The 24061-nt window shown below is 73.6% G+C and carries 19 protein-coding genes and 1 pseudogene; 11 read left to right on the forward strand and 9 right to left on the reverse strand.

Features of this window, described 5'->3' with window-relative positions; all coding sequences use genetic code 11:
* Positions 1–13: 13 nt before the first annotated feature.
* From JHAT_RS20595 to JHAT_RS20605, 3 genes are all read right to left on the reverse strand, one after another.
* Positions 14–1228 (reverse strand): polysaccharide pyruvyl transferase family protein, encoded by a 1215-nt coding sequence (locus JHAT_RS20595; protein ID WP_077799704.1) that lies wholly within the window; start codon positions 1226–1228, stop codon positions 14–16.
* A 154-nt stretch (positions 1229–1382) separates the two neighbouring features.
* Complete coding sequence (locus tag JHAT_RS20600) at positions 1383–2570, reverse strand: CaiB/BaiF CoA-transferase family protein (protein WP_077799705.1); 1188 nt, start codon at positions 2568–2570, stop codon at positions 1383–1385.
* A 251-nt stretch (positions 2571–2821) separates the two neighbouring features.
* On the reverse strand, positions 2822–3382 hold the full coding sequence (locus JHAT_RS20605; protein ID WP_077799706.1) for an NAD(P)H-dependent oxidoreductase: 561 nt from the start codon (positions 3380–3382) through the stop codon (positions 2822–2824).
* Positions 3383–3522: 140 nt separating this feature from the next.
* Between JHAT_RS20605 and JHAT_RS20610 the strand changes: the two genes are divergently transcribed.
* Together JHAT_RS20610 and JHAT_RS20615 are read left to right on the forward strand one after the other, a co-directional pair.
* Positions 3523–4191, forward strand: a complete 669-nt coding sequence (locus tag JHAT_RS20610; protein ID WP_077799707.1) for a TetR/AcrR family transcriptional regulator — start codon at positions 3523–3525, stop codon at positions 4189–4191.
* Positions 4192–4282: 91 nt separating this feature from the next.
* A complete protein-coding gene (locus tag JHAT_RS20615) occupies positions 4283–5317 on the forward strand; it encodes a LacI family DNA-binding transcriptional regulator (RefSeq protein WP_077799708.1) in 1035 nt (344 codons plus the stop codon).
* A 12-nt stretch (positions 5318–5329) separates the two neighbouring features.
* Here JHAT_RS20615 and trxA read toward each other — a convergent pair whose 3' ends face one another.
* Positions 5330–5731 (reverse strand): thioredoxin, encoded by a 402-nt coding sequence (gene trxA, locus JHAT_RS20620; protein WP_077799709.1) that lies wholly within the window; start codon positions 5729–5731, stop codon positions 5330–5332.
* Between the two features lie 120 nt (positions 5732–5851).
* On the opposite strand from trxA, the gene JHAT_RS20625 reads away from it, so the two are divergent.
* Positions 5852–7285, forward strand: a complete 1434-nt coding sequence (locus tag JHAT_RS20625; RefSeq protein ID WP_077799710.1) for an NAD(P)/FAD-dependent oxidoreductase — start codon at positions 5852–5854, stop codon at positions 7283–7285.
* Positions 7286–7523: 238 nt separating this feature from the next.
* On the opposite strand, the gene JHAT_RS20630 is transcribed toward JHAT_RS20625, so the two are convergent.
* Positions 7524–7874 carry a tetratricopeptide repeat protein gene (locus JHAT_RS20630; protein ID WP_077799711.1) on the reverse strand — a complete coding sequence of 117 codons (351 nt, stop codon included), beginning with the start codon at positions 7872–7874 and terminating at the stop codon, positions 7524–7526.
* A gap of 205 nt (positions 7875–8079) precedes the next feature.
* Between JHAT_RS20630 and JHAT_RS20635 the strand changes: the two genes are divergently transcribed.
* The 6 genes and pseudogenes from JHAT_RS20635 (at position 8080) to JHAT_RS20660 (ending at position 12417) form a co-directional block, all read left to right on the forward strand.
* Entirely contained in the window at positions 8080–9045 is a 966-nt protein-coding gene (locus tag JHAT_RS20635) for a pirin family protein (RefSeq protein WP_077799758.1), read from the forward strand.
* A 220-nt stretch (positions 9046–9265) separates the two neighbouring features.
* Positions 9266–9790: an AAA family ATPase gene (locus JHAT_RS20640; protein ID WP_077799712.1), complete on the forward strand. Its 525-nt coding sequence runs from the start codon at positions 9266–9268 to the stop codon at positions 9788–9790.
* Between the two features lie 167 nt (positions 9791–9957).
* Positions 9958–10872, forward strand: coding sequence for a ketopantoate reductase family protein (locus tag JHAT_RS20645; RefSeq protein ID WP_077799759.1), 915 nt, complete (start codon positions 9958–9960; stop codon positions 10870–10872).
* Between the two features lie 238 nt (positions 10873–11110).
* Positions 11111–11542 (forward strand): annotated as a pseudogene (locus JHAT_RS20650) (helix-turn-helix domain-containing protein); the annotation flags it as partial.
* 268 nt (positions 11543–11810) lie between these two features.
* Positions 11811–12032 (forward strand): DUF2945 domain-containing protein, encoded by a 222-nt coding sequence (locus JHAT_RS20655; protein ID WP_077799713.1) that lies wholly within the window; start codon positions 11811–11813, stop codon positions 12030–12032.
* A gap of 103 nt (positions 12033–12135) precedes the next feature.
* Positions 12136–12417 carry an MGMT family protein gene (locus JHAT_RS20660; protein WP_077799714.1) on the forward strand — a complete coding sequence of 94 codons (282 nt, stop codon included), beginning with the start codon at positions 12136–12138 and terminating at the stop codon, positions 12415–12417.
* 90 nt (positions 12418–12507) lie between these two features.
* Here JHAT_RS20660 and JHAT_RS20665 read toward each other — a convergent pair whose 3' ends face one another.
* The 4 genes from JHAT_RS20665 to JHAT_RS20680 all read right to left on the reverse strand — a co-directional run bounded on the left by JHAT_RS20665 (position 12508) and on the right by JHAT_RS20680 (position 19744).
* A complete protein-coding gene (locus JHAT_RS20665; RefSeq protein ID WP_077799715.1) occupies positions 12508–14625 on the reverse strand; it encodes a SpoIIE family protein phosphatase in 2118 nt (705 codons plus the stop codon).
* A 719-nt stretch (positions 14626–15344) separates the two neighbouring features.
* Positions 15345–15878 carry a DUF488 family protein gene (locus JHAT_RS20670; RefSeq protein WP_077799716.1) on the reverse strand — a complete coding sequence of 178 codons (534 nt, stop codon included), beginning with the start codon at positions 15876–15878 and terminating at the stop codon, positions 15345–15347.
* Positions 15879–16105: 227 nt separating this feature from the next.
* Positions 16106–17416, reverse strand: a complete 1311-nt coding sequence (locus JHAT_RS20675) for a phosphatase PAP2 family protein (RefSeq protein ID WP_253195560.1) — start codon at positions 17414–17416, stop codon at positions 16106–16108.
* A 264-nt stretch (positions 17417–17680) separates the two neighbouring features.
* Positions 17681–19744, reverse strand: a complete 2064-nt coding sequence (locus JHAT_RS20680) for a SpoIIE family protein phosphatase (protein ID WP_077799761.1) — start codon at positions 19742–19744, stop codon at positions 17681–17683.
* Positions 19745–20139: 395 nt separating this feature from the next.
* Here JHAT_RS20680 and JHAT_RS20685 point away from each other — a divergent pair, with 395 nt between their 5' ends.
* On the forward strand, positions 20140–21132 hold the full coding sequence (locus JHAT_RS20685) for an NADPH:quinone reductase (RefSeq protein ID WP_171990991.1): 993 nt from the start codon (positions 20140–20142) through the stop codon (positions 21130–21132).
* A 174-nt stretch (positions 21133–21306) separates the two neighbouring features.
* Positions 21307–23697, forward strand: coding sequence for an excinuclease ABC subunit UvrA (locus tag JHAT_RS20690; RefSeq protein WP_077799719.1), 2391 nt, complete (start codon positions 21307–21309; stop codon positions 23695–23697).
* Positions 23698–24061 lie beyond the last annotated feature (364 nt).

Below are 24061 nucleotides of genomic sequence, written 5' to 3' on the forward strand. Positions count from 1 at the left end.
CGCTCACCTCGGATCAGGCGTGCAGCGGGCGCGGCTCGGACACGCACGGGTCGGCCCCCACCGCCCCCGCCACCGGGCGGGCGTCGATCCCGTCGAGCAGCGAGCCGCAGCGCACGCAGGTCTCCCGGGCCACCGCGGACAGCTCCCGCATGCGGTCCCGCAGGTTCTCGCGGCGCTTCGGATACTCGTCCCACAGCCGGTCCACCTCCGCCAGCAGCAGCCCCGCCTGCTCCCGCGCCACACCCACCAGGGCCGGTGCGCCGAGCCGGCGCGCGAAGTCGAAGACCTTGCCGGAGTAGGGCAGCGGCAGCACCGGCACCCCGGTGAGCGCCGCGAAGATCACGAAGTGCAGCCGCATGCCGACGGCCAGGTCCAGATGGCGCATGAAGCCGAGGATCTGCCCCGGGCTGTAGTCGCCGTGCAGGATCCGGCCCTTGTCCGGAGCGGTCATGTGGGACAGCACGGCGTGCGCGTGCCGGACGTCGTGCCGCTCCATCGGCAGGAACACCACCCGCGCGTCCAGCCGGCGCACCAGGAAGTCCGCCACGTCGGCGAGCAGCGCGTGGTAGTCGCCCTCGTCGAGCTTCTCGGCGGCCCGGCCCGGTTCCCGCACCGACATCCCCACCAGCCGGGTGCCGGTGCGGATGCCCTCGTCGCGCATCATCGCCCCGGTGAACGGCTCCGGACGCAGCAGCAGCGCCGGGTCCGCGGTGACGGTGACCTCGCGCTCCAGGCCGACCTCCTCCAGGACGAGCCGGGACTCCTCGTCCCGCACCACCACGTCGTCCATGTCCGCCAGCACGGTGCGCACCGCCTCCCGGTCCTCGGCGTCCGTCAGCGGCCCCGCTCCCACGGCGTAGGCGAAGGTGGGCACGCCCCGGATCTGCGCGGCGCGCACGAGCCGCAGGTAGCGGCGGGCCTCGCCGTCGTAGAGGACGCCGCCGCCGCCGAGCACCAGCAGGTCCAGGCCGGGCAGCACGTCCAGGACGTGGTTGCGGCTGACGCCCTCCCAGGGCACCACCTCGTCGGCGTCCCGGTGATGGCCGCGGGTGTGCTCGGCGTCCCGGCTCAGCACCACGAGGTGCGCGTCGGGCCGCTGGGCGCGCAGACAGGCCAGCACGCAGGTCAGGATCGCCTCGTCGCCGGTGTTGAACCCTCCGTACGATCCGAGCACGCCGACGCGCGGGCCCGATCGGGCGGAATGCGGATGCGAGGGGGCAGTGGTCATCCGGGGCTCCCGTCAGGTCGGAGTCGGCCGGCCGCCGGCCCTGGCGTGCGGACGGTCGCCGCCCGCGTGCCGTGCCGAGTTGCCTGCCCCACGTTCCGGAAACACCCTCTTGGTCCCGTCCTGTCCGCAACGGTCCCGGTATGCGCCCGGTCCCTCAGACGACGGCGTCCGCGCGCAGCGCCGCGATGTCGGCGGGGGAGCGGCCGAGCTCCGCGAGGATCGCGTCGGTGTGCTCGCCGACCGCCGGTACGGGGCCCATGCGCGCGGGCAGCCCCGCGAGGTCGGCCGGCGGCAGCAGCGCCCGTACCGTGGCGCCGCCCGGTACCGGCACCCGGCGCCAGCGGTCGCGGGCCTCCAGCACCGGGTGGTCGAGGAACGCGGCGACGTCGTTGACCCCCGCGCAGGCGATGCCGATGTCCCGCAGGTCCTCCAGGACGGCGTCGCTGTCCGAGCGGGCGATCCGGGCGGCGACGACGGCGTCCAGTTCCTCCCGGTGGGCGACGCGGTCGGAGCCGGTGGCGAACCGGGGGTCGTCCGCCAGCTCGGGCCGCCCGAGGAAGCCGGCGCACAGGGCGGCCCACTCGCGCTCGTTCTGCACGGAGAACAGCACCTCCTTGCCGTCGGCGGCCCGGTAGGCGCCGTACGGCGCGATGGTGGCGTGCCGGGTGCCCAGGCGCGGGGGCTGGCCGCCGCCGTACTCGGTGTAGTAGGCGGGCTGGCCCATCCACTCCGCCAGGGCCTCGAACAGGGAGACCTCCACCGGGTGGGCCCGGCCGGTGGTGGCGCGGGTGTACAGGGCGGTGAGGACGCCGCTGTAGGCGTACATCCCGGCGGCGATGTCGGCGACGGAGATGCCGACGCGCGCGGTCTCCTCGGCGGTCCCGGTGAGCGAGACCAGCCCGGTCTGGCACTGGACCAGCAGGTCGTAGGCCTTGCGGTCGGCCCACGGGCCGCTGGTGCCGTAGCCGGAGACCGTGCACGGGATCAGCCGGGGGAAGCGCTCCGCGAGGGCCGCGGCGTCCAGGCCCAGGCGGCCGGCGGCGCCGGGTGCGAGGTTCTGCACGAGGACGTCGGCGTCGTCGAGGAGCCGGTGCAGGATCTCCAGGCCCCTCGGGTCCTTGAGGTCGAGGGTGAGCGACTCCTTGGACCGGTTCAGCCACACGAAATAACTGGAGTGCCCGTGCACGGTCGTGTCGTAGCGGCGGGCGAAGTCACCGTCGCCCGGCCGTTCCACCTTGATCACCCGGGCGCCGAGGTCGGCGAGCTGCCGGGTGGCGTAGGGCGCCGCCACGGCCTGTTCGAGGCTGACCACCGTGACCCCGGTCAGGGGAAGCCGCTGCACGCTCGTGTCTCCTGCCGCCGGTCCGGGCGCCCGCGGACGGTGCTCCCGGCAGGCCTTGTGCGCTGATTTCTACGGCCCCCCTCCGGCGGCTGTCAACGGCGGCCGGAGCCGGCGCGGGCGCCCGGCCGCGGCCCCGCCGATCGTCCGGCCGCACCGCGAGCTGCTCACCCGCGCGCGCCGCCGCGGCGGCCCGGCACGCGCCGGGACCGGAGCTCGGTGAGCTCCGGTCCCGTGCGTCGTCGCGGGGCGGGTCAGGCGGCGGCGGCGTCCGCGTGGCCGTGCAGGCGGGCGACGACCTCGGTCAGCTGCGCGGCGACCTCGGCGTCGTCGGCCGGGTGGGTCTGCGCGAAGCGGGTGACCGAGCCCGGGATGGACAGCTTGATGTCCTCGATCACCTTGCCGCCGGCGATGCCCACGGACTTGCGGGTGTCGTCCTGGGCCCACACGCCGCCGTACTGGCCGAAGGCGGTGCCGATCACGGCGACGGGCTTGCCGTTGAAGGCGCCGGCGCCGAAGGGGCGGGACAGCCAGTCGATGGCGTTCTTCAGCACGGCCGGCATGGTGCCGTTGTACTCCGGCGAGAGGAGCAGGAAGGCGCCGGCGGACCCGGCGGCCTCGCGCAGCTTGACCGCGGCGGCCGGGACGCTGCCCTCGACGTCGATGTCCTCGTTGTAGAACGGGACCTCGGCCAGGCCCTCGAAGATCTCCACCTCGGCGCCCTCGGGGGCGAACCTGGCGGCCGCCTCGGCGAGCTGGCGGTTGTGCGAACCGGCGCGAAGGCTGCCGACGAGGGCGAGGATACGGACAGACATGAGTACTCCCACTGATGGTGCGATGTGAACGGCCGGTGCCCGAAACACCGCCGGAGCGATCCGGACCGAGGTCCGTTTAATTTCTAACATCCTAAGCGGACCGCGGTCCAGTTTTGTTCCCGATGCTTTACGCTGTTTTCATGTCCGCCGCCCTGCCGCCCTTTCCCCAGCCCCAGGAGACCGACGGCCCGCTCGAGCTGCTCCAGCTCGGAACGGGAGCCGACGAGGACGAGCCCTGCCTGCGCGCCGACGCCGCCCGCAACCGCGCCCGGCTGCTGGAGGCCGCCGCGCGGCTGGTGGCCGAGCACGGCGCGGCGAGCCTCACCATGGAGGCGGTGGCCGCGGCGGCCTCGGTGGGCAAGGGCACGGTCTTCCGGCGTTTCGGCGACCGCACGGGCCTGCTGATGGCCCTGCTCGACCACTCCGAGAAGAAGTTCCAGGCCGCCCTCCTCGGCGGTCCGCCGCCCCTGGGGCCCGGTGCGCCGGCCGTGGAGCGGCTGCGGGCCTTCGGCTGCGCGATGCTGCGCCGCAGCGGCGACGAACTGGCCCTGCACCTGGCCGCCGAGCCGAGCGCGGAACGCCGCTACACCGCCGCCCCGCGCCGCTTCCTGCGCGGCCACGTGGCCCTGCTGCTGCGCCAGGCCGCCCCGGACGCGGACAGCGAACTGCTCTCCCACACGCTGATGGCCTACCTCGACGCGGCCCTGATCCACCACCTCACCGAACAGTGCGGGATGCCCCTGGCACGGCTGGAGGCGGGCTGGCAGGACCTGGTGGCACGGGTGACCCGCAGCGAGCCGACGGACTGAACTCCCGCCGCGGGACGCGAGACCGTCCGGTCCGGACGACCGTCCCCCGGCCACGGGCGGCGCCCGGGGCTCTGCCAAGATGCCGTACGTCATGGTGCAGATACCGAAAACGTCCGCCCCCGCGTCCCCGGCACCGCGCTCCGTCCCCACGAGCACCGATGTGGCCCGCCTGGCCGGCGTCTCGCGCGCGACCGTCTCCTACGTCCTGAACGACACCGACGCCGTCCGGATCAGCGAAGCCACCCGCCGCCGCGTCCACGAGGCCGCCCGGGAACTCGGCTACGTCCCCCACGCGGCGGCCCGTTCCCTGCGCGCCGGACACAGCCGCATGGTCCTGATGCCCGCCCCGGCCTTCCCCGTCGGCCCGCTCTACAGCCGGTTCCTCACCGAACTCCAGTGGGCGCTGGGCCGGCTCGACTACACCGTCGTGCAGTACGGCACCGCGGGCCGGCACGACGACGACGCCGCCCGCGCCTGGGCCGAACTGCGCCCGGTCGCCGTCCTGGTGCCCGGCTCGGGGCTGGGCCCGCGCGGCGTGGAACTGCTCAGACGCTCCGGCGTCCGCGCCGTCGTCACCCTCGCACCCGAGGCCGTCGAGGGCGCGCACGCCCTGCTCATGGACCACGAGGCCGTCGGCCACTGCGCCGGACGCCACCTCCACGACCGCGGCCGCCGCCGGATCGGCGTCGTCGTCCCCGCGGAAGACGGTCTCGAGGTCTTCTCGGCACCCCGCCTGCGCGGGGTGCGCCGCGCCGTCGAGGGCACCGACGCCACCGTGACCGGACTGCCGCTCGCCCACGACGAGCGGGACGCCGCCCGGCTGGCCGCCCGCTGGCCCTCCCTCGGCCTCGACGCGGTGTTCGCGTACAACGACGAGTACGCGATGCTGCTGATGCGGGCCCTGCAGGACGCGGGTCTGGACATCCCCCGGGACACCGCCGTGGTCGGCGCGGACGACCTCATGCTCGGCCGCCTGCTGAGGCCCCGGCTCAGCACCGTCCACCTCGAACTCCCGTCCGGCCGCGACCTGGCCGCACTGGTCGACCGCGCGGTCCACGACCCCGACGCCGCGCCCGAGCTGCACGCGGTGCTCGGCGCGAGGGTGGTGCACCGCGAATCGAGCTGAGCCGCCCGGCCCCTACCGGCCGTCCTGCCCGGCCTGGTCACCCTGCTGCTGGGCCTGCTGCTGGGCGATCGCCTTGCGGACCTCGTCCATGTCCAGGTTGCGGGCCTGCCCGATGACGTCCGTCAGCGCGGCCTCCGGCAGCGCACCCGGCTGCGCGAACACGGCCACCTGGTCCCGGACGATCATCAGCGTCGGGATCGACTGGATCTGGAAGGCCTGCGCGAGCTCCGGCTGCGCCTCGGTGTCCACCTTGCCGAACACCAGGTCGGGGTTCTCCTGCGCGGCCTTCTCGTAGACCGGGGCGAACTGACGGCACGGCCCGCACCAGGACGCCCAGAAGTCGATCAGGACGAACTCGTTGTCCGTGACCGTCTGGTCGAAGTTCTCCTTGGTGAGCTCCACGGTGCTGCTCATGACGTGATCCCTCTTCCTGGTGTCGGCGACAAGCCGTCCGCACGAACACGGCCGAGGGGACGGTTATTCCGCGCACGTACCCATGTGGCCACGCCGCACACCACCCACCAGACTGGCCCCATGACGGAATCGGAATCCATCGCGTACGACGTCGTGGTGATCGGCGCGGGCCCCGTGGGGGAGAACGTCGCCGACCGCACCCGGGCGGCGGGACTGTCCACCGCGATCGTGGAGGGCGAACTGGTCGGCGGCGAGTGCTCCTACTGGGCGTGCATGCCCAGCAAGGCCCTGCTGCGCCCGGTCATCGCCCACGCGGACGCCCGCCGCACCCCGGGACTGAGCCGGGCGGCGCAGGCCCCTCTCGACGCCGCCGCGGTGCTCGCCCACCGCGACGAGTACACCTCGCACTGGAAGGACGACGGGCAGGTCCGGTGGGTCGAGGGGATCGGCGCCGACCTGTACCGCGGACGGGGACGCCTCGCCGGACCCCGCACGGTGGAGGTGACCGGCCCCGACGGCACCCGCCGCGTCCTGACCGCCCGGCACGCCGTCGCCGTCTGCACCGGCACCCGCGCCGCCCTGCCGGACCTGCCGGGCCTCGACGACGTACGCCCCTGGACCAGCCGCGAGGCCACCAGCGCGCAGAGCGTGCCGGGACGGCTGATCGTCGTCGGCGGCGGAGTCGTCGCCGTCGAGATGGCCACGGCCTGGCAGGCCCTCGGCTCCCGGGTCACCCTCCTCGTCCGCGGCAAGGGCCTGCTCGCCCGCATGGAGCCGTTCGCCGGCGAACTGGTCGCCGACGCCCTCACGGAGGCCGGCGCCGACATCCGCACCGGCACCTCCGTCGCGTCCGTCACCCGCGAGAACGGCACCGTCGTCGCCCTCACCGACACCGGCGAGCGCATCGAGGCCGACGAGATCCTCTTCGCCACCGGCCGCGCCCCGCGCACCGACGACATCGGCCTGGAGACGGTCGGCCTCGAGCCCGGCTCCTGGCTCCCGGTCGACGACAGCCTCCGCGTCGACGGCCACGACTGGTTGTACGCCGTCGGCGACGTCAACCACCGCGCGCTGCTCACCCATCAGGGCAAGTACCAGGCCCGGATCGCGGGCGCCGCCATCGCCGCCCGCGCCTCCGGCGAGCCCGCCCTGGAGTCCGGCCCGTGGGGCGCGCACGCCGCGACCGCCGACCACGACGCCGTGCCCCAGGTGGTCTTCACCGATCCGGAGGCCGCCGCCGTCGGTCTCTCCCTGGCCGAGGCCGAAGAGGCCGGCCACCGCGTCCGCGCCGTCGACGTCGACCTGTCGACCGTGGCCGGCGCGGGACTGTACCGCGACGGCTACGCGGGCCGCGCCCGCATGGTCGTCGACCTGGAGGACGAGATCGTCCGCGGCGTCACCTTCGTCGGCCCGGGCGTCGGCGAGCTGATCCACTCCGCGACGATCGCCGTCGTCGGACAGGTACCGGTCGGCCGGCTGTGGCACGCGGTGCCGTCCTACCCGACGATCAGCGAGGTGTGGCTGCGGCTGCTGGAGGCCTACCGGGACAACTGACCGGCCCGGTCGCGTCGTTCGGGACGAGCGGGGCACGTCCGCCCCGAACGCGCCCGCACCGGCGGCCGTTCCCTGACGCGACGTCGGGGAAGGCCGGACCCACAGCCCCACCGTCACACCGCACGGCGCACGGCACCCGCCTACCGTCGCACTCCGGGCGGACGACGGTGCCCGGCTCCCTCGGGGGAACCGGGCACCGTGTGCGTCGTCGGCACGGGGCGCCGCTCGCACGCTCTTCTCAGGCGTCCTTCGGGAAGTCGCCCGCGAAGGCGGAGGCGATCCGCAGGTGCGAGTCGGCCTCCTCCTGCCGCCCCTGCCGTTCGAGGGTGCGGCCCAGCATCAGCCGGGCGTAGTGCTCCACCGGATCGCGCTCGACGATGACCCGCAGCTCGGCCTCCGCACGCCGCAGCTGGGCGGAGTGGTAGTAGGCACGCGCCAGCAGCAGCCGCGGTCCGGTCTGCTCGGGCACCTCCTCGACCAGCGCGCCCAGAACGCGCGCGGCGGCGGCGTAGTCCTTGGCGTCGAAGAACATCCGCGCGCGCTCCCAGCGCTCCGCCGGCGTTCCGTGGTCGTAGTACGTCGTGTCCACTCGTGACCTCCTTCTGCGCCCGCTGCAACCACACCCATTGGTTGAAAATTCCACCACCCTTCCCGTGGGGCCGTGGGGCCGTGGGGCCGTGGGGCCGTGGGGCCGTACGTGTGCCGGGACCCGTCGGCCCCGCACGCCCGTCCGGCGGGGTGAAGGGCGGTGGAGGAGTGCCGTGACGGGCCGTGCGGGGGCTAGGTTGGGCGCCATGAGCAATCTTGATCGCGAGGCGGTTCCCTCCGTGTGCGGCGGCCGCGGCTTCGTGGTGGCGGAGCCCGTGCGAGAACTCCTCAGCCCCCGTCAGGTCAAGCTCGGCGAGTCCACCGAGGTCCGCCGGCTGCTGCCCAACCTGGGTCGGCGCATGGTCGGCGCCTGGTGCTTCGTCGATCACTACGGTCCCGACGACATCGCCGACGAGCCCGGCATGCAGGTGCCGCCCCATCCGCACATGGGGCTGCAGACGGTCAGCTGGCTCCACGAGGGCGAGGTGCTGCACCGCGACTCCACCGGCAGCCTGCAGACCATCCGCCCGCGCCAGTTGGGCCTGATGACGTCCGGCCGCGCGATCAGCCACTCCGAGGAGAGCCCGCGCCCGCACGCCCGCCACCTGCACGGCGCACAGCTGTGGGTGGCCCTCCCGGACGCCCACCGCCACACCGACCCGCACTTCGAGTTCCACGGCGACCTGCCGCACGTCACGGCCCCCGGCCTGACGGCCACCCTGCTCCTCGGCGAACTCGACGGCGCCGCCTCGCCGGGGACGACGTACACCCCCCTCGTCGGCGCCGACCTGAGCCTCACCCGGGGCGCGGACGTACGCCTCCCGCTGGAGCCGGACTTCGAGTACGCGGTCCTGTCCATGTCCGGCCAGGCCCACGTCGACGGTGTGCCCCTGGTGCCGGGCTCGATGCTCTACCTCGGCTGCGGCCGCCGCGAACTGCCCCTGCGGGCCGACTCGGACGCGGGCCTGATGCTCCTGGGCGGCGAGCCGTTCGAGGAGGAACTGATCATGTTCTGGAACTGGATCGGACGGTCGCAGGAGGAGATCGAACAGGCCCGTCGGGACTGGATGGAAGGCACGCGGTTCGGCGAGGTGAAGGGATACGACGGCGCTCCGCTGCCGGCCCCTGCGCTGCCTGCGGTGCCGCTGAAGCCGCGAGGAAGGGTTCGCTGACCTGCGGGAACGTCCGAGATCGGGCGGCTGGTGAGCGCAAGGCGGTCAGGTGTCGGCCCCCGTACCGCGATCACTGGCGGGAGGGCGGCTCGGCTCGGCCGCGCGGCGGGGCCGGGCCGTCGCACCAGGATGCCGCCCGCGACCGGACGGGGCGGCGGCACGGTGATCCCCGCCAAAACCACATGCCGTGGTGAACCAGCCTCTGTCAGGCTGACGCGCCATGACTGCTTACGAACTGTTGCTCATCGGTGGTGGTGCGGGCGTCGGGAAGACCACCGTCGCATGGGAGGTGTCCGCAGCGTTGCAGCAGAAGAAGACGGCGCACTGTCTGATCGAGGGGGACTACATGGACCAGATCCATCCCGCCCCCGACAACGATCCTCACCGCACAGCGATCACCGAACGAAACATCGCCGCGATCTGGTCGAACTACGCGGCCCTTGGCCGGCACCGGCTCATCTACACCAACACGGTGAGCATCCTGGAGAAGGCGATGGTCAGCCGGGCCATGGGTGGCAGTGCCGTCAAAGCCACCTGCGTCCTGCTCACGGCTGAGGAAGCCACCGTGCGTCAGCGGCTCGCCCAGCGCGAGATCGGCACCCAACTGCACGCTCACATCGAGCGGAGCATGCGGATGGCACGGCAACTCGACGAGGAGGCTCCGGCGGGCACCGTACGCGTCCCGACGGACAACCGGTCGGTCCAGGAGATCGCCCTGCACGTGCTTCAGGCCACCGCCTGGTAGAAGCAGCAACCGTCAGGCTCACATGGGCCCAAGGCCGGGGAAGCTGAGCAGGATCTCGCTGTCGGCGTGCCGGTGAAAGGCGGCTGTGGCCGCCTCTGCGAAGATCGTCTTGACGGCGGCCACCGACCACCGGGGCCGACCCAGGAGAGGACAACTTCATGACGTTCATGACGAGCAAGCCCACGGTGGCCGTTCTGGGGCCGGGCGGTGTCGGCGGTCTGCTGGCCGCCCTGCTGTCCCGTTCCGGCCACCGTGTCGTCTGCCTGGCCCGAGAAGCCACGGTCCGCACCTTGCGCACCAGCGGGATCGAGGTCCGTAGCCGTCACTTCGGCGACTTCACGGCAGCCGTGGAAGCGGACACCGAACTGCGCGAGCCGGTCGACGCGTGCCTGATCACCGTCAAGCAGACCGTGCTGGACGCCGCACTCACCCGCGTGCCCCCCGCGACCCTGGGCGACGCCCTTGTGGTCCCCCTGCTCAACGGCGTCGAACACCCCGTGGCCCTCCGTGCCCGCCACCGGCCTGACCGGGTGGCTCCCGGAGTGATCCGCGTGGAGTCCACCCGCCTCGCCCCCGACGGCACGGGGCCCGTCGTCATCGAGCACGGCAGCCCGTTCGCCGAGATCGACCTGACCGCCGACTCGGCACCCCGCCTCCGCGCCGAAACCCTGGTGACCACGCTGTCCGCCGCCGGGGTGACGGCACGCGTGACCGAGGACGAGACCACGACCCTGTGGGCGAAGATGGCCTTCCTCGCCCCCTTCGCCCTCCTCACCACCCGGTACGGCGCTCCCCTCGGAGAGATCCGCACCCGCCACCACGAGGAACTGGAGAGCCTGGTCGCCGAAACCGCCGCGGTCAGCCGCGCCTGCGGCGCCCCGGTGGATCCCGCTCAGGCTCTGGCGCGCTACGACGCCTTCCCGGCGGACACCAAGTCCTCCATGCAGCGCGACGCGGAAGCGAACCGAGCGCTGGAACTCGACGCCATCGGCGGAGCGCTGCTGCGCGCGGCCGACCGGCACGGAGTGCCCATGCCGGTGACGAGCCGCCTGGTACGGGAACTGCAGGCCGCAGGCCATTGAGAGGTCGTCTCCATGCCGGGAACGCCGCGCGGCGCACGGTCCGGGGCGACGCGGCGGTGAACATCGTCTCCGCGTCGACGCCGTCGGCGCGGAGGCGTTCGGCTCGGTGCGTCATGGCCGACCCGTGCCGGCGCGAGGTGGCGCGCGTGTGGCGTCACTTGCCGTTGTAGACGGGGAAGGCGCTGTGCCCGCCGTAGTCCACGTCGCGCAGGTCCCGCGGGACGTCCATCGCGCGAAGATGACCCCGCAGCAGGCCGGCCTGCCCGCGTACGGCGGCGGGAACCGCAGGGTGCCGGGGCCGCGCCGCGAGGAAGTCGCCCTGCTGGCCGGCGTCAGCATCGACTACTACGCCCGCCTGGAGCGCGGTCAGCTCGCCGGTGCCTCCGAGGAGGTGCTCGACGCCGTCTGCCGCGCACTGCAGCTGGACGAGGCCGAACGCTCCCACCTCCACGACCTGGCCGCCGCCCAGCGTCAGCGCCCGCCGCGCCGCGCCGCCCGCAAGGCCGAGAACGCCGTCCCCGCCAGCCTCAGGCGCGTTCTGGACTCCATGACCGGCTCACCGGCCTTCATCCGCAACGGCCGTCTGGACGTCCTCGCCGTCAACCCGCTGGGGCGCGCTCTCCACGCCCCCCTGTTCACCGGTCCGGGCCGCCCGGTGGACATCGCCCGCCGAGGAGATGCGCGGGTCCGTCCACGACCTGTGCCACGGCGGTTCGCCGCTCGGGTGGGGGCGGAGGCCGGATGAGGCTGTGCGGCCGGGGCGATGCGCTGCACGTGGACGTCGAGTTCCCCGCCGCAGGTCAGGCCGATGGCGAAGGCGCCCCTGCTCCGATTCGCCCCCTGGCTCGCCGGGTACCCGGCACGTTCCCGTCCGAGAGCCGGTCCGGTGCCGGCTCGCGTACCGGACTCGTGCCCAGGGAGGGAACGGAGGAAGGGCCATGGCGAAGGAGTTTTCCGTGGGGGACCACGTGCGCTGGAACTCCGAGGCCGGACACGTCGAAGGCACCATCGTCAAGAAGCACACGCGCGATGTCGAGTTCAAGGGACGTACCCGTCACTGTTCGGAGGACGACCCGCAGTACGAGATCAAGAGCGACAAGACCGACCACATCGCCATGCACAAAGGAGGGGCCCTGACGAAGATCCGGAGAACGATGTGACCCGGAGAACGATTTCCGTGTCCGCCGGCCTCCTGCCCGGCAGCGGGCGCGACCGGTCCGGCACGTCGGCCCGCGACGACCGTCCCGCCTGCTTGGAGTCGCCGTGACCTTCGTCGACGACGTACGGGAGGCGGTCCTCACGATCCCCGCGGGCGCTGTGGCCTCCTACGGAGACGTCGGCCGAAGGGTCGGTGTCGGCGCACGCCAGGTGGGGCGGGCCATGAGCCTGCTCGACGACAACGTGCCGTGGTGGCGTGTCGTGTACGCGGACGGGACGCCCGCCTCCTGTCACGGTGGGCGGGCGCCGGTCCTGCTCGGCGACGAGGGAACGCCGATGCGCGGTGCGCGAGTGGACATGGCGCGTGCGCGGCATCACTGGGCGTGACGCACACCGGTGGCCGGGCGGGTGAGAGGGGGCGCCCTCGGACCGGCCTCGACGAGAACGAGCGGGGTCCCGGTGAGCAGGTGCCGCGGATCAGGCGCGTCGTGAGGGTCGGACCGCCGGTGTCCCGCCTTCCGGAGTCAGGCAGGCGAGGAGGAGTGCGACGTCGTCGCGCGAGCCCGGGTGACGCATCTGCTCCAGGAGCAGGTCGCAGGTGTCCTCCAGGTCCTGCGGAGCCTTGGCGAGCAGCTTCAGGAGGAGCTGGAGCCGGTCGTCGATGGCATCGGTCCGGGTCTCGACGAGGCCGTCGGTGTACAGCAGGAGCCTGCTGCCGGCGGTGAGGGCGAGGCGGTGGGTGGTGAACGCGCTGTCCCCGATGCCGAGCGGGGGCCCGGGAGTCGGGTCGATCAGCTCGACGGTCCCGTCGGGACGGACCACGACGGGCGGCAGGTGACCGGCGGAGGCGAACTCGCAGGTGCCGGAGGCCGGTCGGCAGGTGAGGTACGTACAGGTGGCGAAGGGGGACTCGAGGTCTTCGGCGAGGCGGTCCAGCCCGCACAGGACGTCGGCCGGGGGCAGGCCGACATGGGACAGCGTGCGGGTGGCGGTGCGCAACTGCCCCATGGCGGCTGCGGCCGGCACGCCGCTTCCCATGACGTCCCCGATGACGAGGGCGGTGCCGCCGTTCGCCAGGGGGAGCACGTCGTACCAGTCGCCTCCGATCTCGGAGGTGTCGTCGGCCGGCCGGTAACGGGTGGCGATCTCGAGCCCGGCCCGGTCGGGGGCCCGGCGCGGCAGAAGGCTGCGCTGCAGCGCCAGGGCGGTGTCGCGTTCGTGCCGGTACCAGCGTGCGTTGTCGATGCAGATGGCTGCCCGGTCGGCGAGTTCGACGGCGAAGTCGCGGTCGTCCTCGTCGAAGGGGCGTGGGTCGTGGACACGCAGAAGGGACAGGGCCCCCAGGACGCAGCCGTGCGCGCTCAGGGGGACGGCCAGGTAGGAGTGGGCGCCGGCACGGCCGAGGACGTCCGAATCGGGCTGGTGGCCCAGGCGCCTGAGGGTTTCGGCCGTCAGACGTGGCACCAGCACCGGCCGGCCCGTCGTGACGCACTGCGTGACCAGGCGGTCCGCGGCGTAGACGGCCACCTCACCGACGGGATCGGCGGCCCGGGCGGCCTCCGTCGGCGGACGGGCGGCGACGGCCAGTGGGCGGAAGGCCGCGCCTTGCCCGATGTCCGGCAGGGCGGGGTCGGCGGCGGTGAAGACGACGTCGAGGACGTCGACCGCGGCCACGTCGGCGAGGCCGTCCACCGCGATGTCGGCGAGCTCGTGCGCGGTGCGCTCCAGATCGAGGGTGGAGCCGATGCGCACCCCCGCCGCGGCGAGCGTGGCCAGGCGCCCGCGTACCCGGCTCGCCTCGGACGCGGCCCGGTGCCGCTCGGTGTCGTCGGTCATGGTGACGGCGGCCCCGAGGGTCCGGCCGCGCTGGTCCTGGAGCCGGTAGTAGGACGTGGACCAGACGTGTTCGCGCCGGGGATCGGGGTCGGCCGGGGTGGTGCCGCGGGTGAGCCGGTCCAGCAGCGGTTCGCCCGTGGTGAGCACACGGTGCAGGGCCGCCTCGACCGGGGCGCTGTCCGGGGCCGGGATCACCTCGGACACGTGCCGGCCCATGACCTCGTGGGCCGTCCTGCCGTAGATCTTCTCCAGCACCGGATTGACGAGCAGGTAGCGGAGGCGGGGATCGAGCACCGCGAGGCCGAACGGCGCGTGGTGGAACAGGCGTGACGTCAGCGCCAGCCCGGTCTCCAGCTCGCGCAACTGCGTCTGGTCGGTGGCGATGCCGAGGGCGTAGGTGTGGTGCCGGCCGTCCTGGAGCGGCACGTTGCGGAACTCCGTCTGGCGCACGGTGCCGTCCTTGCAGCGGATGGGGAAACCCCCCGCCCAGGACTCCCCGGCCAGCACGCGGCCGAACAGGTCGAACACCTGGGGCCTGTGCAGCGGATCGATCAGGAGATCCGCCGCGTACCGCCCCAACGCCTCGGTGGAGCCGTAGCCGAAGAGGCGCTCCGCCTCCGGGCTCCACAGGACGATCCGCCCCTTGTCGTCGAGCACCGCCGCCGCGACACCCAACAGGTCCAGCAGGCCGCCGGGCGGGGAGGAGAACTCGTCGTTCCCGGGACCGGCCGAGCCGGCCGCGGCGTTGTACCGGTCCATGTCGACCCTCCTGCGCCCACCGCGGGGACCGAGGTGCCACAGCGGCACAGTGCCATCCTCCCCCCTCGCCCCTTACGGTGCACACCGCCGGTCGCGAGGGGGCCGTGGAGGGGGGCGCACGTGCAGCCGGGGCGCCGGGCGGTGACCGCGGTCGTCGCGGGACGATCCGCACCCCGGTGTCGGTGAACCGGGATGCCGAGCGTGATCATCGACCGGTCGTCGTGAGCACGTGAGTAGCCGTCCGTGGCTCTTCGCCGGTGAGGTCCCGGACAGGCGGACCGGCACCGTCACCGACGCCGCGCCGACCGCGGGACCGATGGCCCGCCCGCCGTTCCGTCCGCCGGCCGTGCCCGGGCGCCGCGGTCCTCAGGACTGCGGCCGCTTCCCGTGGTTGGCGGCGTGGTTGCGGCGCGCCTTCTTCTTCCGGCGTCGCTTCGAGGACATGGCCATCCTCCTCTTCGTACGGGTGGGAGCGGAACGCGTGCTGACCGTTCCACGGTTCCACACGGCACCGAGCACCGCGACCCGAGGTGCTGCCGTGCACGGGCTGCCTGAAGTGACATGGGGGACGTGCGCCGCGGGAAGGACCCCCCCCGTGACCGGACGGATCACCTGTCGCAGGGTGTACTACGAGGAGCCGTCGCCGCAGGACGGCCACCAGGGACGCGGACCGCGGCGAGGCCGCCGTGCCGGCCGGATGGCTGAACGACGGCGGGACCTCACGCTGACGCGGGCGGCGGGTAGGTGAGGCGTCCGTCCCGGACGCGCGCGTGAGGACTCAGGGAAGCGGGCTTCGTCGTCGTGGCCGACATGATGTGCACGACCTCCACGCCCGCGACGATCAACGCGTCGGTGATCAGCCTGCGGTGGCAGCGCCAGGGCACCGCCTCGCTGCACATGATCGCCGGACGCCCTTGCGCGGCGAGGCCGAGCAACTCGTCCAGCCCCTCCTGGAACGCGTCGCTCGCCATGTGGTCGGCGTAGTCACGGAACGCCTTGACCCGCCATGCGCCGTTCTCGCTCGGCACCCCCGCAGGGGTGTGCCGTCGGCCGCCCAGCTGCGGAATCCACCGGTACGCGATGTCGGGAGGGAGCGCCTCGACGATCGCGGACTCGTTCCACTGCGGGAACTTCCGTGAGGAGGGGAAGGAGCGGACGTCGACCAGGTGGGTCACCTCGTTGTTCCGCAGCATCGTCAGCATCTCGTCGAAGTCGCGGGTCGAATGTCCCACCGTGCAGATCCGGTTCGTCATGGAGTCGCGGGCTCGGAGCCGCCCCCCTTCCTGATCGTGCGGTGCTGTGAGCCGTCGCGCACGCCGACGGACGACGACGTCGGCATCCACATGACAGCTCCTGGTGCGGTGACAGGGAGGTCTTCAACCGAAGCGCGTCGCCGAAGGTCCCGCAACCCGGAGCGGAGCACGCCGATGCGCCGATGCGCCGGTCCGTGGGGCGGTCCGGCGCATCGGGACACCCCGCCTCACACGAGCTCGGGTCGTGCTTCCGCGGGGGTCGGTTCCGGTTCCGGTTCCGGCGCCGGCGCCGGCGCCGGAACCGGCGCGGCTTCCGAGTCCCACTGCCGGGTCGTCCACAGGTAGCCGTAGACCACCGAGGCCGTCACCAGGACGAGCAGCGGACCGGACAGCCACGGGTGCGCGGCCATCTGCCTCGGCAGGAAGCGGTACGACACCAGCAGCAGCGCGAAGACCGTCGCGCCGTGGGCGACCAGCCACGTGGCCGACCGGTCCCAGCCGCGGGCGAGCGCGCGCATCGCCGCCTCGACCGTCAGCGCGAACACCACACCGGCGAGGAGGTCGGCGCCGTAGTGGTAGCCGAAGCCCAGCGTCGCGGTGAGGGTGGCGACCAGCCAGAACGCGCCGGCCCAGCGCATCGTCCGCGACCCCTTGCGGGTGTGGACGAACAGCGTGGTGGCCCAGGCGGTGTGCAGGCTGGGCATGCAGTTGCGCGGGGTGACCGCGTCGAACGGCATCGAGTGCGGGACGCCGACCGGCGGGATCGTGCCCGGCCACAGGTCGGCCGCCGCCCAGGAGCCGCCTTCGGCGCCGTAGGCGAAGACCGGTCCCACGACCGGGAAGATCATGTACACGGCCGGTCCCAGCAGGCCGATCACCAGGAAGGTGCGCACCAGGTGGTGGCGCGGAAAACGGCGCTCGACCACGACATGGCGCAGTTGGTAGAGCCCGACGACGGCCGCCGCCAGCGGCAGTTGACCGTAGACCAGGTGCAGGGCGTGGCCGCTGACCGGCTGGGTGGCCTCGACGATCCGGCCGATCAGCCACGACGGGTTGCCCAGCGCGTGGTCCGCGGTCGCCACGTACGGGTCGAGCACCGTCGGCCGGGTCTTCGCGGTGATGAGCAGCCAGGTGTCACCCGTCTTGTGACCGGCCACCAGCAGCAGGCCCAGCCCGACACCCTTCAGGAGCAGCACGCGCTCCCGGCCGGTCCGGCGTGTGACCGCGACGACCGCGCAGCCCAGGACCACCCACAGGGCGCCGTTGCCGAACTCCATGTCGGCGCCGATCGTCCACCGCACCAGCGCGAAGACGACGTCGACGGCGATCGCGACGGCGAGCGCGAGGAACCGCTGACGCCAGGTGAGCACCACCATCGTCAACGCCAGCCCGGCGTACAGCAGCGGCCCCAACGACGGGGTGAACACCACCTCCCGGGCCTGATGGGTGATCGGCCCCGGCAGGCCGTAGTGACGCGCGGCGCATTCCAGCGCGACGAGGAATCCGAGGGCCGCCGCGCCCGCCGCGGTCCACAGCACAGCCCGTGGGCGGCTCCGTGCGGCGAACACGGAAGCGCGGTCTGTCCGCCCCGGTATTCGTGGGGGAGTGGTTTTCAATGATATGGCTCGTTTGTCGGATATGGACGGAAGGGGGCACTCAGCGCGCTGTTCGGCAGGGTGTTCCGGTGAAGAGCGGACGATCGACGGATCGTCGTGAGCTCGAACATGCTAGCGGCACGGTGCGGGACCTCAGCCGTCATGGCCGACACGGGCCTTCCCCACGGGCCAGCCGCGGGGGCCCGGTCAGTCACCCGGGGATATGAGGAGCAGGGCGATGTCGTCGCCCGGCGTGGGCGCGTGCCGGATGAGGGTGTCGGCCATGGTGTCGAGATCGGCCGGATCCGCGTGTTCGAGAAGCCCCGCGAGGGCGGCGGTCGCGTCGTCGGGGTCCACCCCCGGGGCCTCGACGAGCCCGTCCGTGTAGAGGGCGAGCACGGACCCGTGCGGCAGCGGGATCTCCAGAGCCGGGTAGGCGGTGTCCGGCTCGATGCCCAGCAGCAGGCCGGGAGGCACCCGGAGGAGTTCGGTGCGTCCGTCGGCGTGGCGCAGCAGCGGCGGCGGGTGGCCGGCGGTGGCCACGCACGCGCGACGCCCGGCGAGGTCGAGGTGGACGTAGACGCAGCTGGTGAACAGACCGGGGTCGAGATCGGTGAGCAGCCGGTTGGTGCGGGCCAGGACGTCGGCGGGGGACGCGCCCACGGTGGCGTGGGCGTGCACGGCGGTGCGGACCTGCCCCATGAGAGCCGCGGCGTCCACGTTGTGCCCCTGCACGTCGCCGATGGCGGCACCGGCCGTGTGCGCGTCGAGGCGGATGAGGTCGTAGAAGTCGCCGCCGATGCCCAGGCCCCGGGCGGCCGGCAGGTAGCGGGCGGCGATCCTCAGCCCGGGGATCCGGGGCAGCGTGTGCGGCAGGAGAGCGGACTGCAGGCGGTGGGCGAGGTGGTCCTTGGCGTCGTAGAGGCGGGCGCGGTCCAGGGCCTGCCCGACCAGACCGGCCATGGAGGTGAGCACGGCGCGCTCGCCGGGCGGGAAGACCCGGCGGTGGCCATAGGCGAGCAGGAGCGAGCCGATGGGGCGGCCGGACGCGATCAACGGCAGGACGGCCCATGACGCCATGCCGTCCTCGTGGACGGTGGACGGGTAGGCGCGCCGGAGGTCGGCGAAGGTCGGGAAGAAGCTGGGGACGCCGGTGGTCAGGACCTCGCTGCCGGGAACGTCCGAGTTCAGGGGGATCCCGTCGAAACGGTCCGTCAGCTCGGTGGGGTAGCCCCGGTGGCCGAGGATCCTCAGGCGGCCGTCCTCGGACGACATCAGCACCATGGCCTGTGCGCCGAGGGCGGGCAACAGCTGGTCCGCGGCCTGCTCGACCACGTCCTGGACGCCGACGGCCTCGGTGAGGGTGGCGGCCAGGTGCATCAGGTGGTAGAGCAGGGTGGCGCGGCTGGGACCGGCGGCCGGGACGGACGGGGCCGCGGGCGCCTCCTCGGCGGGGTCGCTCCGCCGGATGCGGACGCTGATGCCGGACGGGTCCGGATACAGCTCGAAGGACAGCCACACGTCCGGGGGGCGCAGCACGGTGAAGGTCTGCGGCCGCCGGCTGACCAGCGCGGCCCGGTAGCGGTCCTCGACCTGGGGGACGTCCATCCACGGCAGCGACTCCCAGGGCAGCGTGCCCAGCAGGGAGGCCGCGTCACGGCCGAGGAGGCCGGTGGCTGCCGGGGTGATGAAGACGATGCGGCCGTTTGTGTCCAGCGCGCAGGACCCTCCGGGCAGCCGGTCGACGAACGCCGAGACCACCGCCGCCTCGTTGAGGGAGAGGGAGCGGCCGGCCGTCGGCGGCAGCATCCGCGGCCGGTCGGCGGGCACCACCGGGTCGCCGCGGTCCGCCGCTCGTTGCAGGAGGCCGCCCAGCCGGCGGCAGCCGCTCTCGATCGCCTCGCGCTCGCCCCGGTCCAGCCGGCCCGGACGGCCCCCGGGCCACAGCAGCACCAACCCGCCCCGGAGCGCGGTGTCCGAAGCGACCGGGGCGGCCGCCAGCGCGAACTCGTACGGCAGGACGAGCGCCGGACGCGGGTACTGGCGCGCCATCTCCTCCTGACCGCCGATCCAGACCATGCGCCGCTCGCGCACGGCGTCCGCCACCGGCATGGGATCGGTCAGCGCGATCCGCCGCCACGGGGCCGCGATCTCCTCCGGCACCCCCGCCACCAGGACCAGCCGCAACGCGTCACCGTCGGACGGCAACACGTACAGCAGTCCGCCGAACGCCCCGGACTCCCGCACCACGGCGGCCATGGCGGCGTCCATCAGCCACCCGCCCGGACCCGCGGCCGGGCAGGCCACGCCGCACCGCCCGGAGGCCTTCGCCCCCCGGCCCTCGGCCCGCTCACCCCGGCCCGCCGGCCGGACCGAACATCACCCATACGCGGACACTACGCCCCGCCCGCCGCTCCGGCATCCGGTCACCGGGACGGCCCCGTTCCGCGGTTGCGGTACCGCGCCGCCGTCGCACCGTGCCGTCGGCGCGACGGCCCCGGCCGCCCGGACCGCCGCGGCCGGCGAAGGCGGCCCCGGGCGCGGTGCGGCGGCACCGGACCCTGCCCGCCCGTGGCACCGGGTCCATGATCGGGGGGTACGGCGTCGTCGCCCCCGACGCCCCGAGCCCAGGAGGAGCCATGCCTGCCGGCGCAGTCCCCGACGTGATGCGGGCCGCCTTCATCGACGCCGTCGGCCCGGCCGACGCCATCCGGTACGGGACGCTCCCCGTGCCGCCCGTCGGACCCACGGACGTGCTCGTCCGCGTCGAGGCCGTCGCCGTCGACCCCGTGGACACCTTCGTACGGTCCGGCGCCTACGCCACCCCGCTCCCGTTCCCCTTCGTCGTCGGGCGTGACCTGGTGGGCGAGGTCGTCGGGACCGGGAGCGGAGCGGTGGGCTTCACGCCCGGACAGCGGGTGTGGTGCAACAGCCTGGGACACGCGGGCCGGCAGGGAGCCTGCGCCGAGTACGCGACGGTCGCCGCCGAGCGGCTCTACGCGGCACCGGACGGCATCGCCGGGGAGCACCTCGTCGCGGCCGCCCACCCGGCGGCGTCGGCCTGGCTCGCGCTGTTCCGGCACGGCAGGCTGAGGGCCGGCGAGACCGTGTACGTCGGCGGCGGCGCCGGCAACGTGGGCGGCGCCGCCGTCGCACTGGCCGCCCGGGCCGGCGCCCGCGTGATCGCGACCGCGCGTGCCGAGGACGCCCCGGCGGTCCGCGCCCTGGGCGCCGCGGAGGTCCTCGACTACCGGGCGCCCGGTCTCGACGGGCACCTGCGCCGGGCCGCGCCCCGCGGGTACGACCTGCACCTCGACACCTCCGGGCACGGCGTGCTGGCCGACTCCGTCGACCTGCTGGCGCACGGCGGGCGCCTGGTCGCCATGGTCGGACTGGGCGGCGGCCCCTCCGCGCTGCCGCTCGGCCGCCTGTACACCAAGGACGCGAGCATCGTGGGCTTCGCCATCAGCAACGCCACGACCGCCGACCTCGCCGAGGCGGCCGAAGGGGTCGTGAGCGTCCTGCGCGACACCCCGTGGCGCCCGCGCATCGCCGACCGCCTGCCGTTGTCGATGACCGCGCAGGCCCACCGGAGACTGGAGGCCGGCACGGTGAGCGGCCGGCTGGTCCTCGTACCGGACGGCCGGGGGAACGCATGAGTCCGGCGGCCCGGCCGCGCGGGACGGGCCGCCCGCCCGCACCGTGACCGTCGGACGCCGTCGGGCCGTTCCGCATCGACGGTGCGCGACGACCGGACATACTGCTCGCGGACCGAGCCCTCGGACGCCGACGCCGGGCCGCGCAGCCGGCCCCGCCCGACAGATGGAGACACCATGAGCAAGGCCACGCGGACCGGCACCCGCCCGCCTGCGCCGCACGCCGCCGACAGCCACGACCTGATCCGCGTGCACGGCGCGCGGGAGAACAACCTCAAGGACGTCGGCATCGAGATACCGAAGCGCCGGCTGACGGTGTTCACCGGGGTCTCCGGATCCGGCAAGAGCTCACTGGTGTTCGACACGATCGCCGCAGAGTCACAACGGCTGATCAACGAGACCTACAGCGCCTTCGTGCAGGGCTTCATGCCGAACCTGGCCCGGCCCGAGGTCGACGTCCTCGACGGCCTGACGACCGCGATCAGCGTCGACCAGCAGCGCATGGGCGGCGACCCGCGTTCCACCGTCGGCACCGCCACCGACGCCAACGCGATGCTGCGCATCCTGTTCAGCCGGCTCGGCGAGCCGCACATCGGTCCGCCCAGCGCGTACTCCTTCAACACCGCCTCGGTCCGGGCCAGCGGCGCGATCACCGTCGAGCGCGGCAACAAGAAGGCGGTGAAGGCCACCTACGAGCGCACCGGCGGCATGTGCACCCGGTGCGAGGGCCGGGGCACGGTCTCCGACATCGACCTCACCCAGCTCTACGACGACTCCAAGTCGCTGAGCGAGGGCGCGTTCACCATCCCCGGCTGGAAGTCGGACAGCCAGTGGACCGTGCAGGTCTACGCCCAGTCCGGCTTCGTCGACCCGGACAAGCCGATCCGCGACTACACCGACGAGGAGCTGCACGCCTTCCTCCACGGCGAACCGGTCAAGGTGAAGGTCAACGGCGTCAACCTCACCTACGAGGGCCTGATACCCAAGATCCAGAAGTCGTTCCTGTCCAAGGACAAGGAGGCGATGCAGCCGCACGTCCGGGCCTTCGTGGAGCGGGCCGTCACCTTCACCACGTGCCCCGGGTGCGACGGCACCCGGCTCAGCGAGGGCGCCCGCAACTCGCGGATCGGGAAGGTGAGCATCGCCGACGCCTGCGCGATGGAGATCCGCGACCTGGCGGAGTGGGTCCGCTCCCTCGACGAACCGTCGGTGGCGCCCCTGCTCACCGCGCTGCGGCACACCCTCGACTCGTTCGTGGAGATCGGGCTGGGCTACCTCTCCCTCGACCGGCCGGCCGGCACCCTGTCGGGCGGCGAGGCACAGCGCGTCAAGATGATCCGCCACCTCGGCTCCTCGCTCACCGATGTCACCTACGTCTTCGACGAGCCCACGATCGGCCTGCACCCCCACGACATCCAGCGGATGAACGACCTGCTGCTGCGGCTGCGGGACAAGGGCAACACGGTCCTCGTCGTGGAACACAAGCCGGAGACCATCGCCATCGCCGACCACGTCGTCGACCTCGGCCCCGGCGCCGGCACGGCCGGCGGCGCCGTCTGCTTCGAGGGCACCGTCGAGGGACTGCGGGCCAGCGACACGATCACCGGCCGCCACCTCGACGACCGGGCCGGCCTCAAGGAGAGCGTGCGCAAGCCGGCCGGCGCGCTGGAGATCCGCGGCGCGACCACGCACAACCTGCGCGGCGTCGACGTCGACATCCCGCTCGGGGTGCTCTGCGTGGTCACCGGCGTGGCGGGCTCCGGCAAGAGCTCCCTGATCCACGGTTCGCTGCCCGCCGGGGCGGACGTCGTCTTCGTCGACCAGAGCCCCGTCAAGGGCTCGCGCCGCAGCAACCCGGCGACCTACACCGGACTGCTCGACCCGATCCGCAAGGCCTTCGCCAAGGCCAACGGCGTCAAGCCCGCCCTGTTCAGCCCCAACTCCGAGGGCGCCTGCCCCACCTGCAACGGCGCCGGCGTCGTCTACACCGACCTGGCGATGATGGCCGGCGTCGCCATCCCCTGCGAGGACTGCGAGGGCAGGCGGTTCCAGGCCTCGGTGCTGGAGTACCGCCTCGGCGGCCGGGACATCAGCGAGGTGCTCGCCATGCCGGTGACCGAGGCGGAGGAGTTCTTCGGCGCCGGTGAGGCGCACACGCCCGCCGCGCACCGGATCCTCGAGCGGCTCGCCGACGTCGGCCTCGGCTACCTCACCCTCGGCCAGCCGCTCACCACACTGTCCGGCGGCGAGCGGCAGCGGCTCAAGCTGGCCACCCACATGGCGGACAAGGGCGGCATCTACGTACTCGACGAGCCGACCACCGGCCTCCACCTCGCCGACGTCGAGCAGTTGCTCGGCCTGCTGGACCGGCTCGTCGACTCCGGCAAGTCCGTCGTGGTCGTCGAGCACCACCAGGCGGTCATGGCCCACGCCGACTGGATCATCGACCTGGGTCCCGGGGCCGGCCACGACGGAGGCCGGATCGTCTTCGAGGGCACCCCCGCCGACCTCGTCGCCGCCCGCTCCACCCTCACCGGCGAACACCTCGCGACCTACGTCGGCGCCTGACCGGGCCGTGCCCGGACGCCCTCCCGTCCGGGCACCCCCGAGTGGTGGTGCGGCGGTCCGCGGTCCACGCTGGTCGGGGACCGTGAGGAGCGCACATGGGCAACGGCCGACACCGCCGGACACCGCGCGTCGTCGTCGCCGGCGGCGGGCTCGCGGGCCCGGCCTGCGCGTCCGCACCGGCCACCGCGACGGCTCCCTCCCGGACCGGGACCTCCAGGGCCGCGACACCACGTACCCGCGGGTCCGCCGTCTGCTGCCGCCGCGCGAGCTGCGACTGCGGCCGTCCACCCCCGGGGGCGCCGGCCCGCACACCGTCCGGCACCCTGCGGCTCACCGACCCCACGAGGCCCCCCCGCGAGGCCGG

This window comes from Streptomyces sp. JHA26, assembly GCF_002005565.1.
GTDB lineage: Bacteria > Actinomycetota > Actinomycetes > Streptomycetales > Streptomycetaceae > Streptomyces.

Bases quoted from the DNA above. Each gene is read 5' to 3' on its own strand.
- JHAT_RS20595 (WP_077799704.1), bottom strand. From the start codon at position 1,228: ATGACCACTGCCCCCTCGCATCCGCATTCCGCCCGATCGGGCCCGCGC.
- JHAT_RS20605 (WP_077799706.1), bottom strand. From the start codon at position 3,382: ATGTCTGTCCGTATCCTCGCCCTCGTCGGCAGCCTTCGCGCCGGTTCG.
- JHAT_RS20610 (WP_077799707.1), top strand. From the start codon at position 3,523: ATGTCCGCCGCCCTGCCGCCCTTTCCCCAGCCCCAGGAGACCGACGGC.
- JHAT_RS20615 (WP_077799708.1), top strand. From the start codon at position 4,283: ATGGTGCAGATACCGAAAACGTCCGCCCCCGCGTCCCCGGCACCGCGC.
- trxA (WP_077799709.1), bottom strand. From the start codon at position 5,731: ATGAGCAGCACCGTGGAGCTCACCAAGGAGAACTTCGACCAGACGGTC.
- JHAT_RS20625 (WP_077799710.1), top strand. From the start codon at position 5,852: ATGACGGAATCGGAATCCATCGCGTACGACGTCGTGGTGATCGGCGCG.
- JHAT_RS20635 (WP_077799758.1), top strand. From the start codon at position 8,080: ATGAGCAATCTTGATCGCGAGGCGGTTCCCTCCGTGTGCGGCGGCCGC.
- JHAT_RS20640 (WP_077799712.1), top strand. From the start codon at position 9,266: ATGACTGCTTACGAACTGTTGCTCATCGGTGGTGGTGCGGGCGTCGGG.
- JHAT_RS20645 (WP_077799759.1), top strand. From the start codon at position 9,958: ATGACGAGCAAGCCCACGGTGGCCGTTCTGGGGCCGGGCGGTGTCGGC.
- JHAT_RS20655 (WP_077799713.1), top strand. From the start codon at position 11,811: ATGGCGAAGGAGTTTTCCGTGGGGGACCACGTGCGCTGGAACTCCGAG.
- JHAT_RS20665 (WP_077799715.1), bottom strand. From the start codon at position 14,625: ATGGACCGGTACAACGCCGCGGCCGGCTCGGCCGGTCCCGGGAACGAC.
- JHAT_RS20670 (WP_077799716.1), bottom strand. From the start codon at position 15,878: ATGACGAACCGGATCTGCACGGTGGGACATTCGACCCGCGACTTCGAC.
- JHAT_RS20680 (WP_077799761.1), bottom strand. From the start codon at position 19,744: ATGGACGCCGCCATGGCCGCCGTGGTGCGGGAGTCCGGGGCGTTCGGC.
- JHAT_RS20685 (WP_171990991.1), top strand. From the start codon at position 20,140: ATGCGGGCCGCCTTCATCGACGCCGTCGGCCCGGCCGACGCCATCCGG.
- JHAT_RS20690 (WP_077799719.1), top strand. From the start codon at position 21,307: ATGAGCAAGGCCACGCGGACCGGCACCCGCCCGCCTGCGCCGCACGCC.